A 23,785-nucleotide genomic window follows, 5' to 3' on the forward strand; every position below is an offset into this window, starting at 1 on the left:
AGTAATATTACAAAATCCAAAAATTACATTTCTGAGTACAGGTCATTAAACCTTCAAAAATCACCGAATTTTGTAATTTATACATCTCTCGATCATCTCTTTGTGTTTATCAATCTTTTGTCATTAGCTTATGAATTGTACTCAAGTTGGTTTCTCTAACACTTGCGAGTTAATTAATAATTACTATCATCTGCACTACAACGATCCATTAGTGATTATTGGCTGGATGATTTTTGCAATTATTATCTGGCAATTAAAAGGCTTTATTTGGAGCTTGATTAAGTGGATATTCTTGTTGTCGATTGGATTGTTTTTATTAGCAGTATGCTTATCTATTATTTCTTCCTAATTATAGATTGCATTTATTTAACCAATTAAGTGAGGTCAAGATGATGAATAACAATCAAGAAATTCTTGATAGCAAGGAAAAAGATATTCGCTTGAAGGCCACAATTTGGATGTGGGGATTGTCTATACCTTTATTCTTTGCCTGCGTGCCGATTATCGCTCTCACAGCAATGGGGATTTTGCTTCCCTTATTTGTTTTAATTGCTCTTACTCTAGGAACCGCTTCGGTTTGGTTTTTTTATAGTAAGTCAATGAATGCTATGAGCCTGGAAATTCAGCAATTACAAGGGCGAATAGTTAACTTAGAAACTATTGCTAGTCATGAAGAATTAGACGGTAAGTATAGGAATTTACAACAAACAGCATTGAAGGATTTAACTGAAGTAATGTTACAGGAATCTCCTCGATATAAAACTCAGAATAGCGAGAGTACTCCCGGTTGAAAAGTGAAATAAAGTGAAGCCTTACCGTTAGGTGTAGGGCTTCATTATCAAAAAAAAATTTATCAGATGTTCCATTCAATCAGCTTCACCAATTAACGTAAATGCTGCCCATAATCTAGGATTAGAATCTTTTTTCATTGTCGCTAACATCGCGTTACGCAAAGCAGTAGCTTTATCTGAATTATTTTTTAATTGTTTGTAGAACTCTGTCATCAAAAACTCTGTAGCAGCAGCATCATCCACACTCCACAAAGAAACAACGACACTGGGAACACCAGCAGAAATTAGAGAACGAGACAACCCAATTACCCCGTCACCTGAAATTTGTCCTCTTCCTGTATCGCAAGCACTGAGAACAACTAATTCTGCATGTAAGGATAATTTACTATCTGGTTGCCCAAATAAGTCAAAAATCTCACCAGCAGTCAAGAAACCATCATTTTTAGCGTCAGGTGCTAGAACTATTTTACTTTCCAAGCCTTTGGTATTATCAAAGTCTCCATGAGTTGCCAAATGAATTATCCGTGCATAAGGCATTTTTGCTACTATTGTTGATTCCGTAGCCGCATTGTCAATAATCGCTTGGGCTTTGTACAATTTGGCAACAGCTTCAGCTTCGGGTGTAGCATATTCCAGAGGTTTGAATGGTTGAGGCATAGGGCTAGGATTTCCTACTACCAAGACTTCTTTTACATTGTTTGGTAATTTTTGACGCTGTTTTCTAGTTAAATCCAGCACTTGAATTGATGGGGCTGTCAGTATAGTATGTTTCTCAATTAGGAATTTACCTTTTGCGTCTTGTAGTGCAGGAAAGGGAACGGAAAATAGCTCTTCTTGGGGAATGAAAATAATTTTATCACTTTCTTTTGTCGGTAATAAGTCTGCGATCGGTTCGATTAGAAGTTTATGGAGTTCTTGCAGAGATGCTTGTTTGCTGTCATCCACTTCGGTTATAGGACGTGTTGTTGTCAACCCAGGTGCAAACGTGGGATATCTGACGGTAATCTCTCGTTTTTGAGCATCAAATGAGATAACTTCCCAAAGCTGTGCATCTGCTCCATCGTCTTTAAAACGAACTCTGTCTCCTGGTTTGAATATTGGTTCTCCCGCGCTTCTGGAACTTAAATAGAGAGATTTACGAAAGCGGGGAATGAGGGATGCGATGGTTGTGTTTTGTTTTTTGAGGTCAACTGACTGAAATTTGACTTCTCCTGTAGGTTTTATAACCCAAATATAGAGTTGTGACTCAAGCCATTGTTTTTTGCCTTCAATTTTGAATTCTTCGTTAATAATTGAGTATTCTACCAGAGTCGCATTTTGGTCTTTGGCGATTTGTTTTAGTTGGTTGATAGTGGGTTTGGGTTGAACCTGCGTTTTCTGTTTTTCGGCTAATAACTCCACAAATGCACGAGCGCGTCCACGTTCCGATATTTCTAAAGCTTTTTCGTGCTGATTTTGGTTTATGTATGCTTGTTGTAAAACCTTGTACGTATTTATTTGAGTGTCAATTATTGAGATTTTATCAGCATCTTTTAAACCAGGTCGGAGAAGTTCTTGAGCATCAATCGCTGCGCTTATATTCTCTATTGCTTTTGTTAGTTTATCTGTTTTTACATAAACGTATCCAATATTACTAAGAATGCTCGCTTCTCCGTCTTTATTACCTAGTTGTTTGTTAATTGCTAATGCTTGTTGGTAAAACTCCAAAGCTTTAGGATATTGTCCCAAATCACTGTAAACAGACCCAATATTGTTAAGAGTAGTTCCTTCTCCTGACTTATTGCCAATTTGTTTATCAATCTCCCTAGCTTGTTGGAAAGAATCCAAAGCTTTGGCATATTCTTCCGAACTTTTGTAAACTAACCCAATATTGTTAAGAGTAGTAGCTTCCCCCAAGCGATCGCCAATTTGTTTGCGAATTTCTAAAGCTTGTTGGAAAAGTTTCAAAGCTTCGGGTTTTAGCTCCAAAATATTGGCAACTCCCGCCATGTTGTCAAGAGTATTCCCTTCTTCTATCTTATTACCAACTTCTCTGTGAATATCTAAAGCTTGTTCGTAAAATTTCAAAGCTTTAAGATATTGTCCCAAGTTGTCGTAAACTGACCCAATACTGTTGAGAGTAGTTCCTTCCCCTGCTCGATCGCCAATGTGTTTGCGAATTGCCAGAGCTTGTTGCAAGAATTCCAAAGCTTTAGAGTATTGTCCTAAGCTGTAGTAAAACTGAACCAATACTGTTGACAGTAAACCCTTCTCCCAACTTATCACTAATTTGTTTGCGAATCGTCAAGGCTTGTTGCAAGAATTCCAAAGCTTTAGGGTATTGTCCCAACTTGCGGTAAATTTCCCCAATATTGTTGATAATAGTCCCTTTTTCCTTCTGCTCGCTAATTTGTGGGAGAAGTGCTAGAGCTTGTTGGTAGAATTCCAAAGCTTTGGGGTATTGTCCTAAGCTCTGGTAAACACTTCCAATATTAGCCAGAGTAGACCCTTCCTCTACTTTCTTGCCAAGTTGTTTGAGAATCTCCCTAGCTTGTTGGTAGAATTCTAAGGCTTTTGAGTATTCTCCCAAACTGAGGTAAATATTACCAATATTGCCCAGAGTAGACCCTTCCCCTGCCCGATCGCCAATTTGTTTGCGAATCATCAAAGCTTTCTGGGAAAATTCTAAAGCTTTGGGGTATTGCCCTAAGTTCCTGTAGACTGACCCAATATCGTGGAGAGTAGCTCCTTCTCCTGCTTTATCACCGATGCGTTGGCTGATATCCAAAGCCTGCTGATATAACTCCAACGCTTTGCGGTATTGTCCCAATCTGTCGTAAAATGATCCAGCATTGTTGAGAATAGTCCTTCCCACTGCTGTATCACCGATCTGTTTGCGAATCGCTAAAGCTTGCTGTATATACTCGAAAGCTTTGGGGTATTGTGCCAGATTGTAGTAAACTAAACCAATATTGTTGAGAGTAGTCCCTTCCCCGGCTTTATCGCCGATCTGTTTACGAATCGCCAAAGCTTGTTGGTAGAAATCCAAGGCTTTTGTATATTGTTCCAACCGGTCATAAACTAACCCTGTATCGTTAAGATTACTCCCTTCTAAAACTTTGTCGCCAATTTGTTTGGAAACAGTTAAAGCTTGTTGGAAATACTCAAGCGCATCGGAATGCTTTTCCAAGTGCAGGTAAGTATGTCCAATCTTGTTGAGAATAGCTGCTTCTGCGGAACCTTCTTTAATTTTTCTGACGATAGCTAAAGTTTTTTGGAATGTTTCCAAAGCTTCTCGGTATTGACTTTTGTTATACTGTTCAAGACCTAACCGAGACAGTCGTAGCAACTCCTGGAGTTCTAACTTCTCTTGTTTTCGTTCTTCCCCGCTTTGGGTTTGCGCGATCGCTCCTTCCTGACTTTCAGTAACAACTGACACTGGTAAAGTTAGTAGTAGCAGCAGACAAACAATAATTTTACTAACAGAATTAATCCTGCTTTTCCCTGTTAGGTTAACAATACCCAATGCCAGCTTTTTAGAACGCATACTACAAGTTACAATTATTGCAATTATTATGAGTATTAACCGATTAGTAACTTATTCTTAGTTGTTTACATAATTTCTTTAACCTATCCAGACGGTAGTGAGAAATTAAGTTGGTATAAATTTTATAATTTCAGTCAAATTTAGGAAACCTGAAGCGTCTAATTTTCGGTAATTACCTTGACTTAAACGCATCTAGGATTGTCTTCAGCCGAACTCTGTAGCCTTATTGATAAGACTTTTGTTCAATGAACAGAGTTAATGTTAAAAAAGTAACTATGTCATCCGTTTATCTGGAAAGAAACAGTAAATTATGCAGGTGAGTTGGTAAAAATCTTTGCTTATCTTTATTGCATAAGAAAAAGCGATGCCTCTGGCAAGCCAGCGTCTAAGCATTTAACTAGGCTAGAAACCAGAGGTGCGATCGCTTTCACATCTCAGATAGTTAATGGCTAGAAATCAGGATGATATGGGTTTAAGCAAGGTTCAGCTTATCTCCAAGATCTTTCTAGTCTAAAAGGTTGTTCAGGAGTCTGTGATGTATTTACTGACTGAGTATCGTTCACTGATAAAATCACAGGTAAAATAAACACATACTCTGAGAGTTTTTGATTAGGTGGTTCTCCTAAATCTAAGGATTCGCTGTCTTTACCCTGAGCAGAAACAGGCAATAAATATACCTTTTCCTGACCAAATTCATGGTGTAGCGTGGCAATCAAGCCAATTTCCAAAGTTCCTTTCAGAGAGTCTTTGATAGGCTTTGCAGTGTCTTCACTCAACGCATTACCAATATTTCCCAGATAGTGTAGCGTCCGGTCAGAAATCCATCTGCCAATTTCCTTTTGTTCGCGGACTCTGCTGTAACCATTACCATTCGTCGATGAATTAGATGCACCATCAAGAAGTCTGACTGACGTACCACCGAGCGATCGCAAACCCGCAAAAGAATCATCACCTCTACTACGATTAGAGGGAACTAAGATATCTTTCTCCTGTAGTTCTTTGAGGAAACTGGAGAAAAAGTAGCGTTGGCTATTTGTCTCATTGGCAAACAAATCTATTTTGGGAATTACGCAAATAAAGTTGATGTCATTTTTTAAGCTTTCCTTACCTCTTTGTACTTGCAAATCTTGAATCAGCTTCTGTAAAAGTTGCAGTTGACTGACTTCTGCTCGTGATTCTGCATTTGCATCTAAAGCCCGACTTTTACGCACGCGATCGTAGTTCTCTTGAACCACTTGCCACGTACCGTCATTTTCTTCCGTGAGCTTTTTACGAATCGAAGGCTCAATGGAGATATCAAAGAAGAAAATAATTGTTTCAGCATTTTTGAGGATTCTCAACACCGCAGGGTCGGAACCTTCGGATGTCAAGCTTTTAGCCATCGTCTCCCCCGGTATATCCGTGAACACAAAGTTGGTGCGAGGATAGCCCTTTTCTGGAAATTCCACAGATAGCTTGATGGTCGTTTGCGAACCTTTTACTGTCGGCTTTGGCATTTTTCCAACCCAATAGTCATCGCTCAAACGTTTCATCATTGCTTCGTCTTCTGGAGATTCAAACGAAATGGTTGCCCCCAAAGCCGCAACATTATCATAAAAAGTCGTGACTCCAGTTAGCATCACAGATGACTTTGCTGTGCCTGGACTTCCCAACAAAATGACAGAGTGTGTTTCTTCTGGCTTGGGATACCAACCACAGGTTTTTTCCGCCATAACTTCTGGTGTGCCCTTTTGCTGATTACTTGCATTTGGTTTCTCACTAACGCGAGCAGCACAAGTAAAATGGACAAACTTGTGGATTTCATCTTTCAGCAATAAATATACATTCTCTAAATCAGGTTGCTCATTATTATCAGTAATCTCCTGCATTGGCTTCAGTTCCTGCCTTAGCTTTTGCAGTAGATTTTGACTGAACCCGATTTTAGGATTTCCTAACACTGGTTCAGAACGAAGTATCTTTTGTAAATATTGTGGAGAAACTACAGTTTTTCTGGGTAGTGTAAAAGGTACATCCTTCGAGATAAATATATCTTCAAAGAAAACACCAGCTTCTTGACTTCTATGCCCTAGCATAATAGCCAAAATAAACTTTACCCTAGTAATCCCTTCTTCTACAGACGCATCTTGAGTATTTTTTTGATTAGTTGCTTGCCGAGTAGAAATTGATTGTTGGTTCATATCTCGCAGGAGATTTAAGTACCAATAAATAGCAGGACAAATCTCATTCAACAATTCATCAAATGTTTGTTCAGCATTATAAGAAATTATTTTTTCTCGCCAAATTGCAACATACCTTTGGTCAAAGATTAAATCCATTAATGGTCCAGCGATAGACCTTGGTTCTAATCCTCCTATTAAGATATCTTTAGTTTTATTAAAGATTAACTGTGCATCTGATGATGTTTGATTTTGCTGTTCTGTTCTTCTGGGAAAAGGGTAGAAGTGTTCAATCCATTGAAAAAAGTCTATTTCTTTAATTAACTTATCAATCACTGATTCAGCAACAATTCCCTTGTAAACCCCACCCCTTTCTAACTCCACGGAATCACTATTGCGACGATAGTGAGCTATTTCTCTCGCAAAAGGATAGTTACCTGGGTAGGCTTTATAATCGACATTGCGCTGTGCTAAGAGCATTTCCAGTTTTTCTAGAAAGCGCCGATAGCTTGCCAAATAGCCATCTAACTCCAGCCGAGCATTTTCTGTCAATACCATTTCAGTACTACCTTGTCTTTTCATGCCCAAAATTGAGCCACAAGCAGGACAAGTAATTCCTGAAGATTCAGCCTCAATCGTTTTGAGATAATCTTGCACCGTGTTATTCAGAGTCATAGTTTTTGATGATTTTTGTTTGTTGCTTATCCATCTGGATGAAAATTTAGGGTTATGCACTCATCTAACTGAAGGCTTGAAATATTTTTTGGGGATAATCCAAAATCTTTCTCCTGAAGAACTCATCGCTGTAACCACTGCCAACGACATCTGGATGAAAATTTGGGGTTATGCATTCGTCAAACTGAAGGCTTGAAATATTTTTTGGAAATAATCCAAAATCTCTTGAAACGTCGTTAGCTTCCTAGTACCGCATAATGGAGCGTTAGTGTTAGATACCTGTGGAATATCGTCAAGAGAAATTAAAAATAATCCTTGTATCGCAAGGTAGGTTGAAAGCGAGTGGAATTGTAGGCGACCTAGTTTTAAGAGTTAAGAGTTCGCTTTCATTAGCGATCGCGGCTTTTCTAAGGTAATGGTTTTTCTAGAATTTTACACGCAATACTGACAAAATTTCTCTAACTGGGGCTTTATCTGCTTCTAGCTTCTCTATTCTCTCTAATAGTCGTTTTGGAATATACTTGCACTTTTTAAGGAGGCGATCGCCATCCTTCCAAAACTCATAGTGATACCAAGCTTGGGGATAATCTTTGCCGTGAAGGGTGATGGTTTTCCACTGAATGGAGCCACTACCTAATCCTTTGTGTCGTCTAGTTTTACTAGGGTTATTTTTACTGGGGGGTATTTCTGACTGTTCGACATTGTTACTAGGGTTATCTTTACTGGGGGGTATTTCTGACTGTTCGACATCGTTACTAGGGCTATTTTCGATATCCCCCAGTAATGTGTTTTTACTAGGGCTAGGCACAACACCCAGTAATGTCAAAATTTCTCTAATTGGGCGCTTCTTGAACTCTGCTTCTTGAATATCCCCAAGTATTTGCTTAGGAATGTACTTGGTCTTCTTTCTACCTTTTTCCTGCCAATGATAGTAAGCCTGGGGGTAGTCCTTTCCACCCCTAGTAATGGTGCGCCAATGAATAGTGCCATTACCCTCACCCCAATTTCTGCGCTTTTTACTAGGGTTGTCTTTACTAGGGGATATCTCTATTTGTCCAGGCTTTTTACTAGGGTTGTCTTTACTGGGGGATATCTCTATTTGTTCAGAGTTTTTACTAGGGCTATTATCAATACCCCCCAGTAAAAGTTCCGATACAGGAGGCGGATGGTTTCGACAGCAGTTTGAGGACTCAGATATTTCCGGAGCGCAAATTCTGTATAATTCCATAAGACTTGTCAAAAAACACCGTTGCTGTACCTGTTTCACCGTGCCGTGCTTTGGCCATGATTAGCTCTAATATTCCTGGGTCTGTAGTGTCTGGGTTGTAGTACTCATCGCGGTAAGCGAGAATAATATTGTCTGCCACCATTTCTAAAATTCCTGACTGGCTGAGGTCGCTCATCATTGGGCGCTTATTCTGTCTGCCCTCAACTCCCCTAGAGATTTGCGACAGTGCTAACACGGGTACATCAAGTTCCCCTGCCATTTTGTAAAGTCCCCTGGCTACATCTCCTAGTTCATAGCTGCGGTTGCCTCCAGAGTCCTCTGCCATCATTTGCAGGTAATCAACTACAACTAGCCCCAGTTTTCCCTCTTTAGCCTTAATTTGACGGCATTCTGACGCAATTTGTGAAACGGTGATACCCCTTGAGTCATTCATGTACAGCGGTAATTCTGAAGCAACACCGACGATTTTGGCAATGCTTGTAAATTCCCAGTCTGCTAGGGGTTTATTACCTGAGCGATGTCTGCGGATGCGATCGCTTTTTAGCGGCGTTAACTCTAAATGCTTATAGGTGTTGGTAACACTAATTAAACTCCACAGCCTGTACTCCAATTGTTTCTTTGTCATCTCCAAGGAGAAGATGACCACAGGTAGCTCATGGAACAGTATCATTTGGAAAGCCAAAAACAAGGCGATCTGCGACTTTCCCATTGATGGCCTACCCGCAACTATTGTGAGTGTGCCACTTTCAAATCCCACCATCAAATTATCCAGTTCATGAAGTCCTGTAGGGTAAATGGGGTTTCCTGAATTTAAATCCTCGTAAGCAGCAACGTTAATCGTGCTGTTATGTTCAGTGTTTGAAGATAGGGTTTGATTAGATAATTGGAAAACTTTCTGTTCTGATTGGTCAAGAATATGTGGTAACTCAGTTTCTGTCTCGTAACCCAGATGTACAATTTCATTTCCAGCCTTGATTAACTGTCTACGCACGAATTTGTCCATTACCAACTCGGCTAAAGCGTCAATGTTGACAGCTGACACTGTGCGGTCTACCAGAGTTGCTAATTTATTTCTCCCGCCGATACGGACTAGCAAATCGTGGTCAGTAAGCCAAGCTGTAACTGTGAGTAAATCAGTGGGTTTACCAGAGCAATGCAGGCGCTGCACGGCTTGATAGATATCTTTATGGGCGCTAATGTAAAAGGCTTCGGGAATTAGGCGATCGCTCACCCTACCGATTGCTTCTGGATCGAGCATGATACCGCCTAAAATCGCCTCTTCCGCTTCGATGTTTTGGGGTGGCAGTTTATCAATCACGTTACACCTCCATTAGTGCGATTGTGATTTTTGTTTTGCGACTCTTCCCAAGCTCTTTGAGCCTGTCGCTGCCGTTCTTCAAGTTCTCGACGGAATTCGTCTCGAGCATTTTTTGTTTCAGTTTTTTTGGCTTGTACCTGAATTGATGCCAGATATTTTTCGTAATAAACCTCCCAGCGATTTCTTCCAGCTTTGTTCTTGTGAGCTAACCAAGCCTCAATGTCATTCACTGGCTGGCTAAGATTTTTGGTTTTTTCCTCACAAAATTTCCAAAAATTCGCTCGCTCCTCTTCCGAGAGAGTCTTAATAAAGTCTGAATAAGTCTTATAAGTCTTAGGAGTTGAAGATTGGCTCTGGGTAGGGCTTTCAGAACTCGGTTGTTGCGTAGCGATCGCGCTTGTTGCGTCATGATCACGCTTGTTGCGTAGCGATCGCGCTTGTTGCGGTGAGGCAACAGTGTTGTCTGTAGGCAACACTGTTGTCTCATCGCAACAATGAAGCCCCCCAGCTAAAATTTTGACTTTGACTTTCAGTAGTTCAAGGTCAATGAATCCCTTGTCATCTAAAGCTTTGAGAGCCCGGCTAACTGTAGAGCGATGTACTACTTTATTCTCTGTTGATAGTTGTCTAGCTATCCCGGAGACAGACAACTCAACCCCGTCGCCATAAGGGTCGAGAGTGCGAATGTAGTACAGCACATCTCTCTGTGCTGGCGTTAATTCTCGGCAGGCTTTCAGCCATTCCTCGTGCTGGAGTGGGTAAAACTTACCTTGAATTTTTGAACTGTTCTGTGTCATAATCACCTTAATAAGCAAGAAAAATTTCCAGCCCCTGTCCCCCCAGACAAGGGCTAACTTTTTAAATACCAGCCATTTGACACACAGCAATAGAGAGCAAAGCGATTAGCAACTTCAGGCGTTACTTGATGTATGCCGAAATTCTCTTAACTTGCGCCCTCAAAAGTGTCGCCAAAGCAAGTATTAGCCGAAGTTCTGCTCTACTGAAGAAAAGCTAATCTTATGTTTTCAGTCAGAACTGCTGTTGGCTTAATTTGAAAAGAGTAAGTCCCTTGTTATCATTGAATTATCCATAACTTTAAAAATCCTAATAGAGTTCTCTCTAAATATCGCATACTATATCAACTAACTAATCCTATAATTAGCTAGCAATGCAAAATTTTGTAACAGAGGAAACTTCTCTTTACCAGCAACTATTTGACGAGATGTTTGATAGGTTCAACCTTTCGGCAAAGGTTGTAGCCAAGCAAGCTGGAGTTTCAGAGGTGCTAATTTCCCGATTTCGTAAGGGAAAGGCTGACTTGGGAACTAGAAAGTTTCTAGCATTGTTAGGGGCTGTTCCCATAGAAGCACGGGAGTGGTATTTGTCTCAGCTGCTTGGGGCAAAGCCAGGTGTAAGCCTGCAAAAGCTTGTATCTACGGCCTCTGCTGTAGAAAGAGTTGAAATCATCAATTTAATTGCCCATTCTTTCCTAGAAGATCGCAAAACTACTGGGACAAGTGAATTGATCTCATCAGCAGTATGATCCATAGCAATCCCATGATATTAATGAACATAAGGGATGCCACATACGCCCATCAACGCATTGCGATCGCCGTACTAATTCACCCGCCTAGTCTTCTCCACTGTAGTGAATAATTGCACTGAACAGCACAGAATCTCCACTCCAGAACCCCCACCTTTAGCTAGATCATACTCATTGCCTTGGAATTTGGTAGGGGTAATACCATCACAGCGCTTAGTGCAAGTCCAGACAAGTTTACGGAGTAATCTCAATTGATCGTCAGTATTTACATTAGCTACGCCAATATCAAAAATTATCCTACTTTCTTTTTCAGCATCTTCTAAGAATTCACTTTCATAATTTGTCGCTTAAGGGCACACCCAGCGTTGATTATTACTGTTACCTTTGATTTCTATAGTGCCATTTGAAAAGAAATTCATAGAATCACCGTTTGGTACGGTAATCCGAGTAGTCTTCTTAGAATCATCATATGTTATTGCAATTGTTCTCTGATTCACTTGCCGTGCAAGATTTAGAGCACTATTAGCAGTGCCTTGTGCAGTATTTGCCAGACTGACCGCACTATTAGCAGTGCCTTGTGCAGTATTTGCCAGACTGACCGCACTATTAGCAGTGCTTTGAGCAGAAATTATGTCTGTTCCATGACTACTGAGAGTGCCATCATGAGAGTTTAGCCTTCCTTCATGAGCATTAAGGGTACTGTCATGGGAGTTTAACCTTCCATCATGAGCATTGAGAGTAGCGTCATGAGAACTGAGTCTTTGCTCATGAGTATCAATTAATTGCCCATCTGCTAGGACATTTCGACCAGAAATTTGAGCATCCTCAGTGACAACTAGCTTTTGGGTTGTAATTGATTGTGATAATTGTTGCTCAAGTTCAAGAATATCCTGTCGATATTGCTTGACTTCTGTTTCAAGCGTCTCTACCTTCTTCTGTGTTTCTACTAGATCCTTTTGTAAGCTATCTACCAGATCCGATAATTGTTCAAGTGTTAATGACATAATTTGTTCCTTCTGGGTACAAGAAAATTTAAACTTTATGCTTCTTCTTCAGGAAAACTTTTAACTTTAAGTTTCACTATATATTTTTCTGCTATAGCATCTGTTTGGGGAATTCTTTACAATCCTTCGCGAAGTTTAACCGAAATGGGAAATTATTGTAGAAAACATTTCCGGATTGCTCACTGCTGAAGGTAGCCAATTTTTCGTTACCGTAGTTTGGGAGTTTACTAAGATGGGGTTTGATGTCGAATGAGGAGTGCTTTCGGCAAGCCGAAGTGGGGGCTATGCACCCATCACTATCTTGCTAATCCCGTACTAATTCACCTGCCCAGTCTTCTCTACTGTAGTGAATAATTGCACTGAACAGCACAGAATCTCCACTCCAGAATTCCCACCCTTAGCTGGATCACACTCATTACCCTGGAATTTAGTGGGCGTGATATTATCGCAGCGTTTAGTCCAAGTCCATGCAAGCTTTCGGAGCGATCTCAGTTCATCATCAATATTCACGTCAACAACTCCGATCATTAAAGTTCATCTTGCTGATAAGTCATCTAAATTGAGCTTCGAGAGCCTGCCTGAATCCCTACTTCTAATTCTAGAAGAGCCAGAATCAAAGCTTCCAGATTAGAAATTAGGGAAGGATTCTAGAGGCTATATAATATTCAGCATCTGTCTATCTTAAGCGTCTATCTTAAACACTGGATGATTTGAATCTGAGTTTTTAACGACTCGTATTGCGTTGTCATTAAAGTGAAATATCATGACGCTATCGCGCATATGAATCTCAGTTGTATCATCATCTCTCGTGGACACACTACGAGTTCTGGTATTTACTGAATTTGCAAGACTGTTAGCTTGATTAGCTGTTCCTTGAGCAGAAATTATGTCTGTTCCATGACTACTGAGAGTGCCATCATGAGAGTTTAGCCTTCCTTCATGAGCATTGAGAGTGCCATCATGAGAGTTTAGCCTTAGTTCATGAGCATTGAGAGTATTGTCATGAGAACTGAGTCGTTGCTCATGAGTATCAATCAATTGCCCATCTGCTAGAACATTTCGACCAGAAATTTGAGCATCGCCTGCTACAACTAGCTTTTGGGTTGTAATTGATTGAGATAATTGTTGCTCAAGTTCAAGAATATCCTGTCGATATTGCTTGACATCTGTTTCAAGCGTCTCTACTTTTTTCTGTAGAGTTTCTACCAAATCCGATAATTGGTCAAGTGTTAATGCCATTCTTCTTGTTCCTTGCTATTACGCTACTTTAATAAATCCAACTAAAGTATGGTTGATTGGTCAAGTCTCGTCACCTCCCCACGAAATTCAATAACAATGATTGCCCCGATAGGAGGGTGACTTTTATTGTCACTCGAAACTTGTACTTCAAGCTCAAGAGTATCTTGTCGATATTGTTTAATTTCTTGCTCAAGAGCAGCAACTTTTTCAGCGAGATCGTCAAGCATTAGCGACATTAACTTACTCCTTTATATTGTCCAAAATGTGTAGAGAACTTGTAATTTCAGGTTCTCAAATGCTGGAGCCGCTCCCCCTTTGGGTTTAAGTTTGATTACAGTTGTTCCTGAAAGTGGATTTCCTTGTACTCCAAAAATATCGGGATCGCCTTGTCCATCAAAAAAGTTCTTTTCTCCATTTAACCGAGCTATTAGATCAGTTCCAAGAGGAATAAAGAAATCCCTCTGGTCTTGTAGATTCCGCTGCTTCCTTAGTTGAACTTTAATCTTAGTACCTGAATCAATTGTCCAAATATCTCCTAAATGAGACACCTGAATTGCATAGTCAGTTTCCTTTAAAAATTGTGTGCTATTCCGAACTTGACCAGTTAAGAAAATTGCAGCAATACGACCAGTTCCAGCTTCAAATTTATCAATACTTTTAAAGTGGCGATCATTAAAGTCGGATTGACCCAAATCTTCAGGGGAATTTCTTAAGGTTATAAATAGTCTATCAGCATCTTTTATTACAGAATAACTAATAGACTTTTGAATATCCCATTTCACTGTGAGTGCGCTGCCTACTGGAAGAAAAGAAATTTCTATCGGCTTTGTTTCTAAGTCCTTTATTCGCCAGTTCTTCGTGGTATCTTCAGTAGTAATAGAAACTAGATCAGAGATTGTAATGCCATTTTTACGAAACTCTTGAATCCATAACTTATTGAATCCAGGTCTCCACAATTGTTCAATCAAATTCTTTTCATCATTCCCGATGTTTTCGTTAAGACGATTAAGCTGATCGAGATAAATCTGCCATTCCTGAGGGACACTAAATAAGATGGGTTTTTCTTCAACATGAGGTGCAATGATTAATTTAAATCCTTCAGAAGTAAACAAAGATTTTATTTGCTGAGGAGTTAAATCCCATTCAAAGCTATCTGAAGCTTGAGAGGGAGCTTGAGGTGAACTAAATTTATCCCCAATAGCCTGATGCCATTTGGTGAAGTTATTAAACCAAGAGCCATCTCTAAGCAGAACAGGTATCTTTTGCAGTGAAGGATCTACAACGCTATATGCAGCATAGTAGTATCTGAGCAATTCTCGATAGGCTCTAGAGGCCTGCTTGAGCACATCTACATAGTCTACACGCAGGCGATTGGTTGCATTTGCAGCTAAATTAGGCAATTGCAGTGCAGGTTGGCTTAAAGTACCTCGAATACGACTGGCTTCAGCACCTCGACGCATTACCGCTTGCGATAGGGCTTTCTTCGCTTCTAAGTTAAATTGTGCTGATTTTACTTTAGCTTGGGCACCAAGCTGCCGTTTCTCTGAAGCTTTGAGGGAGTTTTCTTGAGCACCTTGAAGATTTGTTGCTCTCAGTTTTGCTAAATTAGCCACTTTATTTAACAGGGTAGCTTTCGATACTCCAAGATCCGCAGCTTTATAAAGTAACCCTACACGCTCTAACTCTTTCTCCATATTTTCTAGAGCTGCTTTGGCATTGGCTTCGCTCAACTGTGCAGTGGTTACATCAAGTTGCTTTATCTTAAGATCAATATCATTATTAGGCAGTTTCTGAGTCTGTAAATCATTCAATTTGAGCAACAGTTCGTCGCGTTGCGTATTGCCATCTCCTTTCAACCAAGGCAATAAGCTATTGTTGAATTGATAAATACAAGTTTGGAGATATGTCACGCTTTGCTGGGCAGCAGCAACGGCAGATTGAGGCGGAGATGCATTTTTGTCAACAGCAGTAATTTCCTCGATTCGTCTGTCTAATTCTTTCTGCCACGGATCGAGGTGAACCTGAAGTTCACCTCGAATAATTTCTGGATTGAGTAAAGAAGACTCTAAATTTGCCATGACTTCCGCTTGACTTTGAACATCAGGAAACAGTTCTTTAACCAAGTTGTCTGCTTCTTTCTGTACAACTTCATTCCACCACTGCTGTTTGTCTCGCTTGTTACGAATCCAGATGGCGATCGCATCTTGGCGGAAATTGGCTGCTTCTTGTCCAACTTTGGTAATTACTAGTTTCGCAAAACGTTCAGCAGCTTCTTTGAGTCCTTCTTCAGTTTGCAAGTCTTCTACTTTCTTGCCGATCGCCTGACTGAGGGCTTTGATTTCTTCAATGTTACCCTTAGTATTATTAAATAAGTTATCGCTAAGATGGTTAAGAAAATCGCGAGGACTATCATACTGAATTGCTTTAAGAGTCGTCCCTAGTTGACCTAAGTTGGGGATATCTTTCTTCAGATCACCATAGGATTTTTCTAAGAGTCCAGTAAGTACAGGAATTTCTTGAAGATCGAGAACAACGATCGCATCTTTAACCAGTTGTTCATCCAAAATCTTCGGTAGGCTGTCGAGCAGAGGCTCTAAGCTAGAATCCAATTGATTAAAAAATTGGTTAAGCTGATCTACTCCTTTTGACCCTAATGTATTTAACTCTTTTTCGAGATCGACTCCAGCAGCTTGAGCAATCGCAAACCCATTATCAATTAAGCCGACTAAAATTTCTTCTGGCGCTTTATTTTCAATAACGCCATTAGCTAGTTCACCAATCGCACCTCCTATTTCTGCACCTAGTGCTGCTCCAGCAGGACCACCATAAATTGCTCCAACAACTGCCCCGACAAAGCGGCAGATGCCAGTAACCAGCTTCCGACGTTTCTCTCTTTTTTTACGCTCTGCCTCTGCATCTTGAGCTTTTTTGACTTCTGCTCTGGCTGTTTCTAAATTCTCATTTAGCTGCTTGATCAAGGTTGCTTCTACCTTGTAAGCCATTGCCCCAATCTGTCCTTTGGCAGTTATTTCAGTACCATTGATCGTGACTTTAGTCGGCTTTTCAAGCAAACTCTTCAACAAGTCGATTTCTCTGACAATAGCCTTTCTAGCTATTTTGACTTTTTCTGATTCCTTAAGAGCTTTGTCTCGAACCGTTTTGGCAATCTCTACATCTCTCTCTTTAATGTCAATTTCGCCTTTAACTTGGCGTTCACGAATTCCTTCAGCATCTCGTTCTAGCTTGGCAATCTCCTCATCTAGTTTGCTGACCTCTACAAGAACACTTTGACGTTCAACTTCTACCTCCGCCGCTTCATAAAGCATTTGGTTGGCAAAAACTTCAAATTGAGTGGCTAAAGATTCAAACTCCGCCACTTCTAAATCCGCCTCGGCTTCTCGAACCTCAGCGATCGCTGCCACAATTTGTTCTCGATAATCGGCTGTGTTCAGTAGCAAAGGTTGTTTGAGCAGGTTGCTAATTTCATCAGCACGACTCCCGGCGATCTGCTCTTTCAAAGCAGTTTCATATTTTTCTTCAATTTCTTTGAGTCGATCAACGGCCTTTTGCAAATTATCCGTGGTTTCTTTCCAACTCAGGTCGGGAAATTCTCCTTCATAACGCCCATCAATATCCTGTGGATTATTTTCAGACACCACAGGAACCGTTGCTTCCAAGTTAGCAGCTATGTTGAGCAAATTCGCCTCAATATTGTTTGGATAGGATGCTGTCCAATTAATCAATAAAAAGGGAGTCTTAATTTGATAAATTAATAAATTATCTGCGGTGTTGTTTTGTTCAATTAGATAAGTTTCATTGGTTCCATCCGTTTGCAAATCGGTAATCAACCAACGTTGCCGCTTCAGCACTGAGCTAACCGTCGCTTGTGCAGATAGCCCCCCCAGAAGAGTCTGAATTTCAGAGGGAATAACTTGTTGTTCGAGATTTGAGCCTAATGTGGGACTAACTGTTCCAATTGGGTTTAGTTGTCCATTTTTAAGAGATTCTGCTGAAGTCAGCCAATAACGAGTTTGCCACCAAGGTTTAATCTCACTTAATGCTTCAGGCAACTCGTTGAGCAAGAGTTGTTCTCGACAGAAGACGAACCGTACTGCTTTTTGCAAATCGTCTACCTGTTTGAGTATCACATTATGTTTGAGGTTAGCTTCTTTACCCAAAGCATTGCGACGTAGGGGTTGCACAATCAATTGCTGTTCCCAGTTCAACTCGTCTAGTTTTATCTGAAGCAACGACAACAAAAGTATTTTCAGTCCAATTCCGCCTTCTGCTAGCATTGTTTGGAGCGTAGTCCGAGTTGCCGTGCCCAATCGTGTTGTGAGTTTGTCGAGAAACTCTGAAATTGGCTGTGGTGCCCAAACAGGAATAGAACTATTATTGTCTGGAGCAATAGACAATACGGCTTCTCGCGTATATCTCATTAAGTCAAAAGCGGCAAAGGCCAGAGGCAAACCCGATCCTTTACTGGTCGTACCAACAGAGAATAGTTTTTCAACTGATTGAGACACTAAACTTGAAGCACGAGATCCCGGCGGCATAGCTGTCCGAATAGCACTGTTAATAAACAGATCTCCTGTCCCTTCAGACAAACGCGCTAACAAAATCAACGCATTCATTCCAGCACAAGACTCCCATGCATTGTTGGACTCTGTTGCTCGCTGAATCCAGCCTGCAAATTCTTCAAAACGTTCCTTGCTGGGTGACTCAAATTGCTTAAAGGCTTGACTAGGAACAGTTCCAACAGCGATCGCTGTTAGCCCCAACTCCAACCGCATGGCAGCCAAGAGAGCTTTGAGTGCAGCATCAAGACTATCACGATTTAAGAGATCCTCAAGTCGATCAGTAAGTGTCTGATAAGTTTTATCCTGAAGGCTTACTCCCAGATGTGCCAACTCTGCTAAGGTTGGTCGAATTGCATTCAAATCTAAACCTGTAGGGGGATCAATATTCTGGAGCCAGTCGGGTAGCTGCTGACTCAAATATTGAGTCACGTTGACATCTCCCTCATTATTGCGATCTCCCTGATTATTTAGTTGGGCAAGTCTTCCCCGTAAGCCATCCCAGATGCCTAACTTAGACCAATTAGATAATACTTGCTCATCGGTCGTCCCTGTTTGGTTGATTGCATCTATCCAAGCGGGTTGGTTCGCAAGGGATTCTTGAATCAAATTACCAGAGCGAACTAACTTGGAATCTAACGAGAGTTGAGAAATTTGTTGACGTAGGTAGGTTGCTAAAGCCAAATTCAGGCGATCGGGCTGCTCAAAACTGAAAGCAGTCAATGCTGGTAGGGTAGGCTCTGCCAAAGGACTTGCTAGCCGTTGTTCAAAGGCAACTCTTCTTTTCTTAGCGTTAGTAGCAATCTCTTGAATGATTGAATCAAAACTACTAATATTGGTGATTTGATTATTAAAGGTATCTAGTTTTTTGAAATAGTCTTGTCTATCTGGGGCGATAGTTATATCAGTATTAATGGGCTTTTCAGGGCGAAGCTCTGGCAAGATATTTTGAGAAAACAGTTCTGCTTTTGGAGCAAACTTTTCCTCAGTAACTTTTGAATCCTCTCTCAAAATCACTAATTTAAGGCTTTCCAGTTCCTCTGCTAAGAGCTTAGAAGCCCGATTTCTTAAATTAATTACCAAAGGGGTGGAATGCCATTCTGGGCAAGAGTAGAGTATCTGGCGAGTTTTAACTTGTGCCTTTTTCCAGAAGGAAGGAACACCCTTTATGTTTTGGCTATTGTTAACAATAGTTTTAAGAACTCTTTCGCTTAAATCTCCCCAAAAAGCAGCGGTTAGTGGGACATTTAATTGCCCATCTTCTAGAATAACCACACCTTGTTGTTGGGCTAAAGCTAAAATCAATGAACCTGAAGCGAAAACTGATTCTAGCTTTATGTCAGTTAATAGCGCTCCATCAAATACGCGCTCCACTAACCACTTGCAAAAAGCTTGAACCTCTTCCTGAGAACCTCCTCCATCTAGTTGGTTTATGAATGATGGTCTTAAAACCCTTAATGTTAAAGGATGAATTGCCGCAGGTTGGTAACCGGAATGTTGAGACTCAAAAAAGCCGTCTCCTCCAGGGTTAGTTTGAGGAGATTTTACCCGAAATGTAGTCCAGCGCTCTATCCAAGTTTGTACACTTCCCCAGTCTGCTGGAAGATTACCCCCAGTCGAAGCAACAGTTAGGTCTGATAAAGTTGATGAGTTTTCTAGAATTTTCTGTAGAAAAGCAGGTATAACTTCCCGCGCCCAACGAAGCCCATTTAGAGTAGTCTCATCTAAATAATCCTGTGTTTGCCTAGCAACGTTAAATATCTCTAACAGATTGGTATTAGAATTTTCAACAAAATTTTTAACTTCTGTTTCCCATGTGTTCAGACGAAGTTCCACACATAGAGCAAGCCGCTCCGCAGCACCTGCTTCTGTAGCTAGCACGGGTCCAAATTTAGGTGCAGGGGATGCTTGTGATAAAGTTTGAATTTCGTTTAACAAAGTTAACGATAGAGTATCACCTGTTAACAATGTCTCAACCTGGCTTGAGAAACTGTTGGGATCGCTAACCAATGTCAGCAGGGAAGCTAAATCACGCTTAACTTCTTTTTGTGAGTTGCTACTTCCTTTTTTAATGGCTTCGGAAAAAATATTTATTAGTTCCATGACTGACACCTTATTTTCAATTCTCTTTATTTAATAAATAGTCAAAGCAAAAATTTAATTAATGCATCTGCTGTCTCAACCGCATGACTGTAAACAAACCCATGAGCAGCACCTTTAATCGTTGCAAGTTGTGCACCTGAAATTTTCTGTGCCAAAACATCACTATTTCCAGGTGGCATCGCTACATCGCTATCTCCAGTAATTACCAGTGTCGGAGCTTTGATGTCTTGCAGTGCATTACATGTGTCATGACTGGCGATCGCTTGCATCTGCCGCACAAAACCATCTTCCTTACTGTGAAAGAGAGAAGTTTTTGCCAAAAATTCTTGTGCTTTTTTCTTATTATCTGGATCTGCCAGATATGACGGCGTAAATAGGAAATCCAGAAGGCTTCCTCCAACCAGACTTGTAAGATTGGCTGGAATACTACAGGCACTACCTGCCATTGTGCAGCCTAATACTAATTTATTGAGCTTCGCAGCATGTCTCAGAGCAAATTGCTGAGCAACCATGCCACCCATGCTTACACCAAAGACATGAGCTTGCTTTATTCCCAATTCTTCTAACAAACCTGCTGCATCGTCTGCCAGATCAGCGATCGTGTAATTCTCTACTGAGCGACTTGTTGTTTGCCCAGCATCTCGATTATCAAAGAGAATCACCTGATAGTGCTTCGCAAGTTCATCAGGGAACTCATCTCCCCAGTCCATGAGACTGAAGCTCAGACCCATGATCATTAGTAGGGGATGACCACTACCCTTTATCTCATAGTGAATACTGAGGTTCCCAACCGTAGCTTCCGTCATACAAACTCCTTAATAGTGGAAAGCAGACAAGAACTCGTTTGAAACTCAGAGATAGCTCTTCAAATTTCAAGCTGGCTGATTTCGCTGAGTTAATTCATTGCTCTTCCTCATCGTTATTCAACCAGATGAGTGGTAGAGCAATAATGCCTGGCAATGACTGAATTAGAAAAGCTGTTGGGCGTCCTAAGCTAATGCTGCCGTAGATTCCTGCGATAAATGCACACACTAGAATAAAGACCGCAGGCTTGACTTTTGGTATCTTAGGATTCATCGCTAGTAATCCCCAGAGCGCACCAGCACTGAGAAAGCCATTGTAAAGACCTACATTGTGGGCAAGGATTTCGGCTTTCTGCGCGGTTGTGAAACCTCCAAGCAATATTTCTTGCATGAAAGAGGTTTGCCACAAAAACATCTCAGCTACTAGGAAAAGCAGATGAGCAACCACAGCCCAAACAAGACAAAAGTTGATCCAATACTTAGGAATACTTAGAAACTTCATGTAATTTTCCCAGAGGGATTAGTTTGATAAGCATATAGTCTATAAGGGTTTCAAGCTTTTAAGTTTGGTGTCTTGTCCGACTCTCAGTTGCTAATTCTAAGTAGTCAACCTCAGTTATACAGGGCATCTTATACTTTTATACCAACATATATTAACAGATTTGTAAGATTACAGATTGGTAAGATTTATGACAATATTTTGCTTTAAGGTATTCGTCAAACTATTCCATGTATGTCTAATGAACTAAGACCAGGTAAGTTTGATAAATTGATTCATCGCCAAGGCAACCAGGTTGAGCAGCTACCATACTCTAAATAAGAAAAAAGTTTTATCCGATTAACTTACCAATTTCATTTAATTTCTGTTCTAATATTTCTTGTAAAGATTGAAGTTGTTCACGACTAGCATTAGCTAAAGTTATCTCAGATAATCCACTAGTGATTTTTTGAATAATTACTTTTACTTCTTTCGATTCTGATTGTTCTGATGTTAAATACTTAGCTTTAATACCCTTAATTAAATCGCGTGTCTCAGGTACAGTTAAACTTTCTTTTAATACCTGTTCTGTTGCTTTTATTCGTTCTATAGCAGCCTCTTGTTCAGAAATTTTCAATATTTTTGATGACAATGTTGTTAATGCCAATGCGTGAGCGCCTTTCAGTTCTTGATGACGAATTGCTTTTTTTAAATCTTCTGGCAAAGATAACATTGGTAAAAGATTGGACTTAACAGAAGCAGGATTCAACCCAAATTCTAAGAACACTAAAAATAAAGCTTGCTCCTCGTTATTAATATCCAGTACTTCTAAACCTTGTTGTTGTTCCTCACTACTAGCAGTTAATAATTTTGTTAATTCCTTAACTTGATTATTACGTTCAAGCCGCTTAAGTACAGCACCAAGAGTTGTAGCAACCTCATCCAATTCTAAACCAGTTGATTTGGTGATCTCTTTAAATATTGCTTCTGCCTTATCGAGTGGATTTAAATCTTCAAAACCTAAAAAAGTCAATAACGATGATTGGTCTAAATCCTGTGGCTGAGGTACGATTAATGCCCGAATAGTCTCCCATCCTAATAGCTTCGCTCCTGACCAACGTAACTGTCCGTCCAAGAGCATATAACGACCGTTATCTTGAGTCACTAAAATTACTGGTGTAATCTGCCCATGTTTTTTTAGTAATCTCGCTTTTGCCTGAATAGACTCTTGTGTAATTGTTTGTCTTGGCTGGTTAGGGTTAGGGTCAATTAAACCCGTATCAATAGCAATCTCACCTGTTTGCGTTTGCAATTGTTCGCGCAGTTTGGCGATTTCTGTCTCTAATTCTGGTGATTGTAAAGCACGTAACCTTTCTACTTCAGCTTGTAAATCCGTAATTTTTTGTTCTTGATCGGTTTTCTGTACTGCCCCTTTAAATTTATCGCCTATTTGCGGTAATGCTTTTGCCATTATTTTTCCTTAATTAATGCAATGACATCATCAACAATTAATTTGAAATCTTTGCAAGCAGGATGCTTGGGACGATACTTGTGTAATGGTAATCCATAGGCACTAGCATTTTTAAACTCGTTAGAACTCCGAATTTTTGGATATAACTTTATCCCTAATCTCTCAGCAATTGCAGGTAACTGTGCCAGATATTGCCTGTGCATAGCTACAACTGTGTTATACATACTAGGAACAAACCCTAAAATTGGTGGACGTGGTTCAAGTTGTAACTCGTCACTTGTGGAAATACACCATTCAACTAACTCTGCCGAACCAGAAATAGCTTTCATCTCTAACTGTACTGGAACTAAAACATGAGTAGCAGCAGCTAAAGCATTGACATTTAGCATACCCAAAGTTGCAGGACAGTCTAAGATAATTAAGTTATGAGGTAATGAATATTTATTTAATTTGTCGGCTAGACTGTATTCTCCACGTTTTCTGATAACTAGTTCATTAGCTATTTCAGCCAACAAGGGATGTCCTTGATACACCTCAACTTTGGAATCCCAAACTGGTACTAATGACCAATCACCTTTAAAATCCTTAGACAGTAACTCTACTGTAGTTAAGTTTGCTTCGGCTGGAGACAAACCACAAAACACATCCAATGAACGTTGGGGGTCTAAATCTAACATAGCTACTGTATAACCCCGCTTACTTACTTCATAGGCAATATGTGTGCTAATGGTAGACTTACCTACTCCACCAGCATTAGCCAGGAGTGCGAGAACTATCTGTTTCATAAAAATTACTCAAACTTAGTTGCAGTATATCAATTGTTTGTCGGATTTTAAAATCCGACACAAACTGAATTTCCAAAATTACATTCGA

The 23,785-nt window shown here is 40.2% G+C and carries 18 protein-coding genes; 3 read left to right on the top strand and 15 right to left on the bottom strand.

Annotated elements, in window-relative coordinates; genetic code table 11:
* Positions 1-389 precede the first annotated feature (389 nt).
* Positions 390-791, top strand: coding sequence for a hypothetical protein (locus RMY63_RS31845; protein ID WP_322732527.1), 402 nt, complete (start codon positions 390-392; stop codon positions 789-791).
* 75 nt (positions 792-866) lie between these two features.
* On the opposite strand, the gene RMY63_RS31850 is transcribed toward RMY63_RS31845, so the two are convergent.
* The 3 genes from RMY63_RS31850 to RMY63_RS31860 all read right to left on the bottom strand — a co-directional run bounded on the left by RMY63_RS31850 (position 867) and on the right by RMY63_RS31860 (position 7,148).
* A complete protein-coding gene (locus RMY63_RS31850) occupies positions 867-3,020 on the bottom strand; it encodes a CHAT domain-containing tetratricopeptide repeat protein (protein ID WP_322732528.1) in 2,154 nt (717 codons plus the stop codon).
* Positions 2,983-4,317 (bottom strand): tetratricopeptide repeat protein, encoded by a 1,335-nt coding sequence (locus RMY63_RS31855; protein ID WP_322732529.1) that lies wholly within the window; start codon positions 4,315-4,317, stop codon positions 2,983-2,985. Before RMY63_RS31855 ends, RMY63_RS31850 begins: the two co-directional genes overlap by 38 nt.
* A gap of 488 nt (positions 4,318-4,805) precedes the next feature.
* Positions 4,806-7,148 carry a hypothetical protein gene (locus RMY63_RS31860; protein WP_322732530.1) on the bottom strand — a complete coding sequence of 781 codons (2,343 nt, stop codon included), beginning with the start codon at positions 7,146-7,148 and terminating at the stop codon, positions 4,806-4,808.
* A 19-nt stretch (positions 7,149-7,167) separates the two neighbouring features.
* On the opposite strand from RMY63_RS31860, the gene RMY63_RS31865 reads away from it, so the two are divergent.
* Positions 7,168-7,344, top strand: a complete 177-nt coding sequence (locus tag RMY63_RS31865) for a hypothetical protein (RefSeq protein ID WP_322732531.1) — start codon at positions 7,168-7,170, stop codon at positions 7,342-7,344.
* A 228-nt stretch (positions 7,345-7,572) separates the two neighbouring features.
* On the opposite strand, the gene RMY63_RS31870 is transcribed toward RMY63_RS31865, so the two are convergent.
* The 3 genes from RMY63_RS31870 to RMY63_RS31880 are packed head-to-tail and all read right to left on the bottom strand — an operon-like array spanning position 7,573 to position 10,491.
* Entirely contained in the window at positions 7,573-8,376 is an 804-nt protein-coding gene (locus RMY63_RS31870; RefSeq protein WP_322732532.1) for a hypothetical protein, read from the bottom strand.
* Positions 8,339-9,694 carry a replicative DNA helicase gene (gene dnaB / locus RMY63_RS31875; protein ID WP_322732533.1) on the bottom strand — a complete coding sequence of 452 codons (1,356 nt, stop codon included), beginning with the start codon at positions 9,692-9,694 and terminating at the stop codon, positions 8,339-8,341. The genes RMY63_RS31870 and dnaB overlap by 38 nt, the downstream gene beginning before the upstream one ends.
* Entirely contained in the window at positions 9,691-10,491 is an 801-nt protein-coding gene (locus RMY63_RS31880; protein ID WP_322732534.1) for a MarR family transcriptional regulator, read from the bottom strand. Before RMY63_RS31880 ends, dnaB begins: the two co-directional genes overlap by 4 nt.
* A 371-nt stretch (positions 10,492-10,862) precedes the next feature.
* Between RMY63_RS31880 and RMY63_RS31885 the strand changes: the two genes are divergently transcribed.
* Complete coding sequence (locus tag RMY63_RS31885) at positions 10,863-11,237, top strand: XRE family transcriptional regulator (RefSeq protein WP_322732535.1); 375 nt, start codon at positions 10,863-10,865, stop codon at positions 11,235-11,237.
* 347 nt (positions 11,238-11,584) lie between these two features.
* On the opposite strand, the gene RMY63_RS31890 is transcribed toward RMY63_RS31885, so the two are convergent.
* The 9 genes from RMY63_RS31890 to RMY63_RS31930 all read right to left on the bottom strand — a co-directional run bounded on the left by RMY63_RS31890 (position 11,585) and on the right by RMY63_RS31930 (position 23,697).
* Positions 11,585-12,241: an alanine-zipper protein gene (locus tag RMY63_RS31890; RefSeq protein ID WP_322732536.1), complete on the bottom strand. Its 657-nt coding sequence runs from the start codon at positions 12,239-12,241 to the stop codon at positions 11,585-11,587.
* 315 nt (positions 12,242-12,556) lie between these two features.
* The gene (locus tag RMY63_RS31895; protein WP_322732537.1) at positions 12,557-12,769 is read right to left on the bottom strand and encodes a hypothetical protein; all 213 of its coding nucleotides are present in this window, start codon (positions 12,767-12,769) and stop codon (positions 12,557-12,559) included.
* A gap of 153 nt (positions 12,770-12,922) precedes the next feature.
* The gene (locus RMY63_RS31900; RefSeq protein ID WP_322732538.1) at positions 12,923-13,480 is read right to left on the bottom strand and encodes a hypothetical protein; all 558 of its coding nucleotides are present in this window, start codon (positions 13,478-13,480) and stop codon (positions 12,923-12,925) included.
* A 41-nt stretch (positions 13,481-13,521) separates the two neighbouring features.
* Positions 13,522-13,716, bottom strand: a complete 195-nt coding sequence (locus tag RMY63_RS31905) for a hypothetical protein (protein WP_322732539.1) — start codon at positions 13,714-13,716, stop codon at positions 13,522-13,524.
* A gap of 12 nt (positions 13,717-13,728) precedes the next feature.
* Positions 13,729-20,160 carry a hypothetical protein gene (locus RMY63_RS31910; RefSeq protein WP_322732540.1) on the bottom strand — a complete coding sequence of 2,144 codons (6,432 nt, stop codon included), beginning with the start codon at positions 20,158-20,160 and terminating at the stop codon, positions 13,729-13,731.
* A 41-nt stretch (positions 20,161-20,201) separates the two neighbouring features.
* Entirely contained in the window at positions 20,202-20,966 is a 765-nt protein-coding gene (locus RMY63_RS31915; RefSeq protein ID WP_322732541.1) for an alpha/beta hydrolase, read from the bottom strand.
* A 94-nt stretch (positions 20,967-21,060) separates the two neighbouring features.
* Positions 21,061-21,465 carry a DUF1304 domain-containing protein gene (locus RMY63_RS31920; RefSeq protein ID WP_322732542.1) on the bottom strand — a complete coding sequence of 135 codons (405 nt, stop codon included), beginning with the start codon at positions 21,463-21,465 and terminating at the stop codon, positions 21,061-21,063.
* Between the two features lie 328 nt (positions 21,466-21,793).
* On the bottom strand, positions 21,794-22,912 hold the full coding sequence (locus tag RMY63_RS31925; protein WP_322732543.1) for a ParB/RepB/Spo0J family partition protein: 1,119 nt from the start codon (positions 22,910-22,912) through the stop codon (positions 21,794-21,796).
* Positions 22,912-23,697, bottom strand: a complete 786-nt coding sequence (locus RMY63_RS31930; RefSeq protein ID WP_322732544.1) for a ParA family protein — start codon at positions 23,695-23,697, stop codon at positions 22,912-22,914. The genes RMY63_RS31925 and RMY63_RS31930 overlap by 1 nt, the downstream gene beginning before the upstream one ends.
* Positions 23,698-23,785 lie beyond the last annotated feature (88 nt).

The sequence above is a fragment of the Nostoc sp. ChiQUE01b genome (assembly GCF_034531255.1).
Lineage (GTDB): Bacteria > Cyanobacteriota > Cyanobacteriia > Cyanobacteriales > Nostocaceae > Nostoc.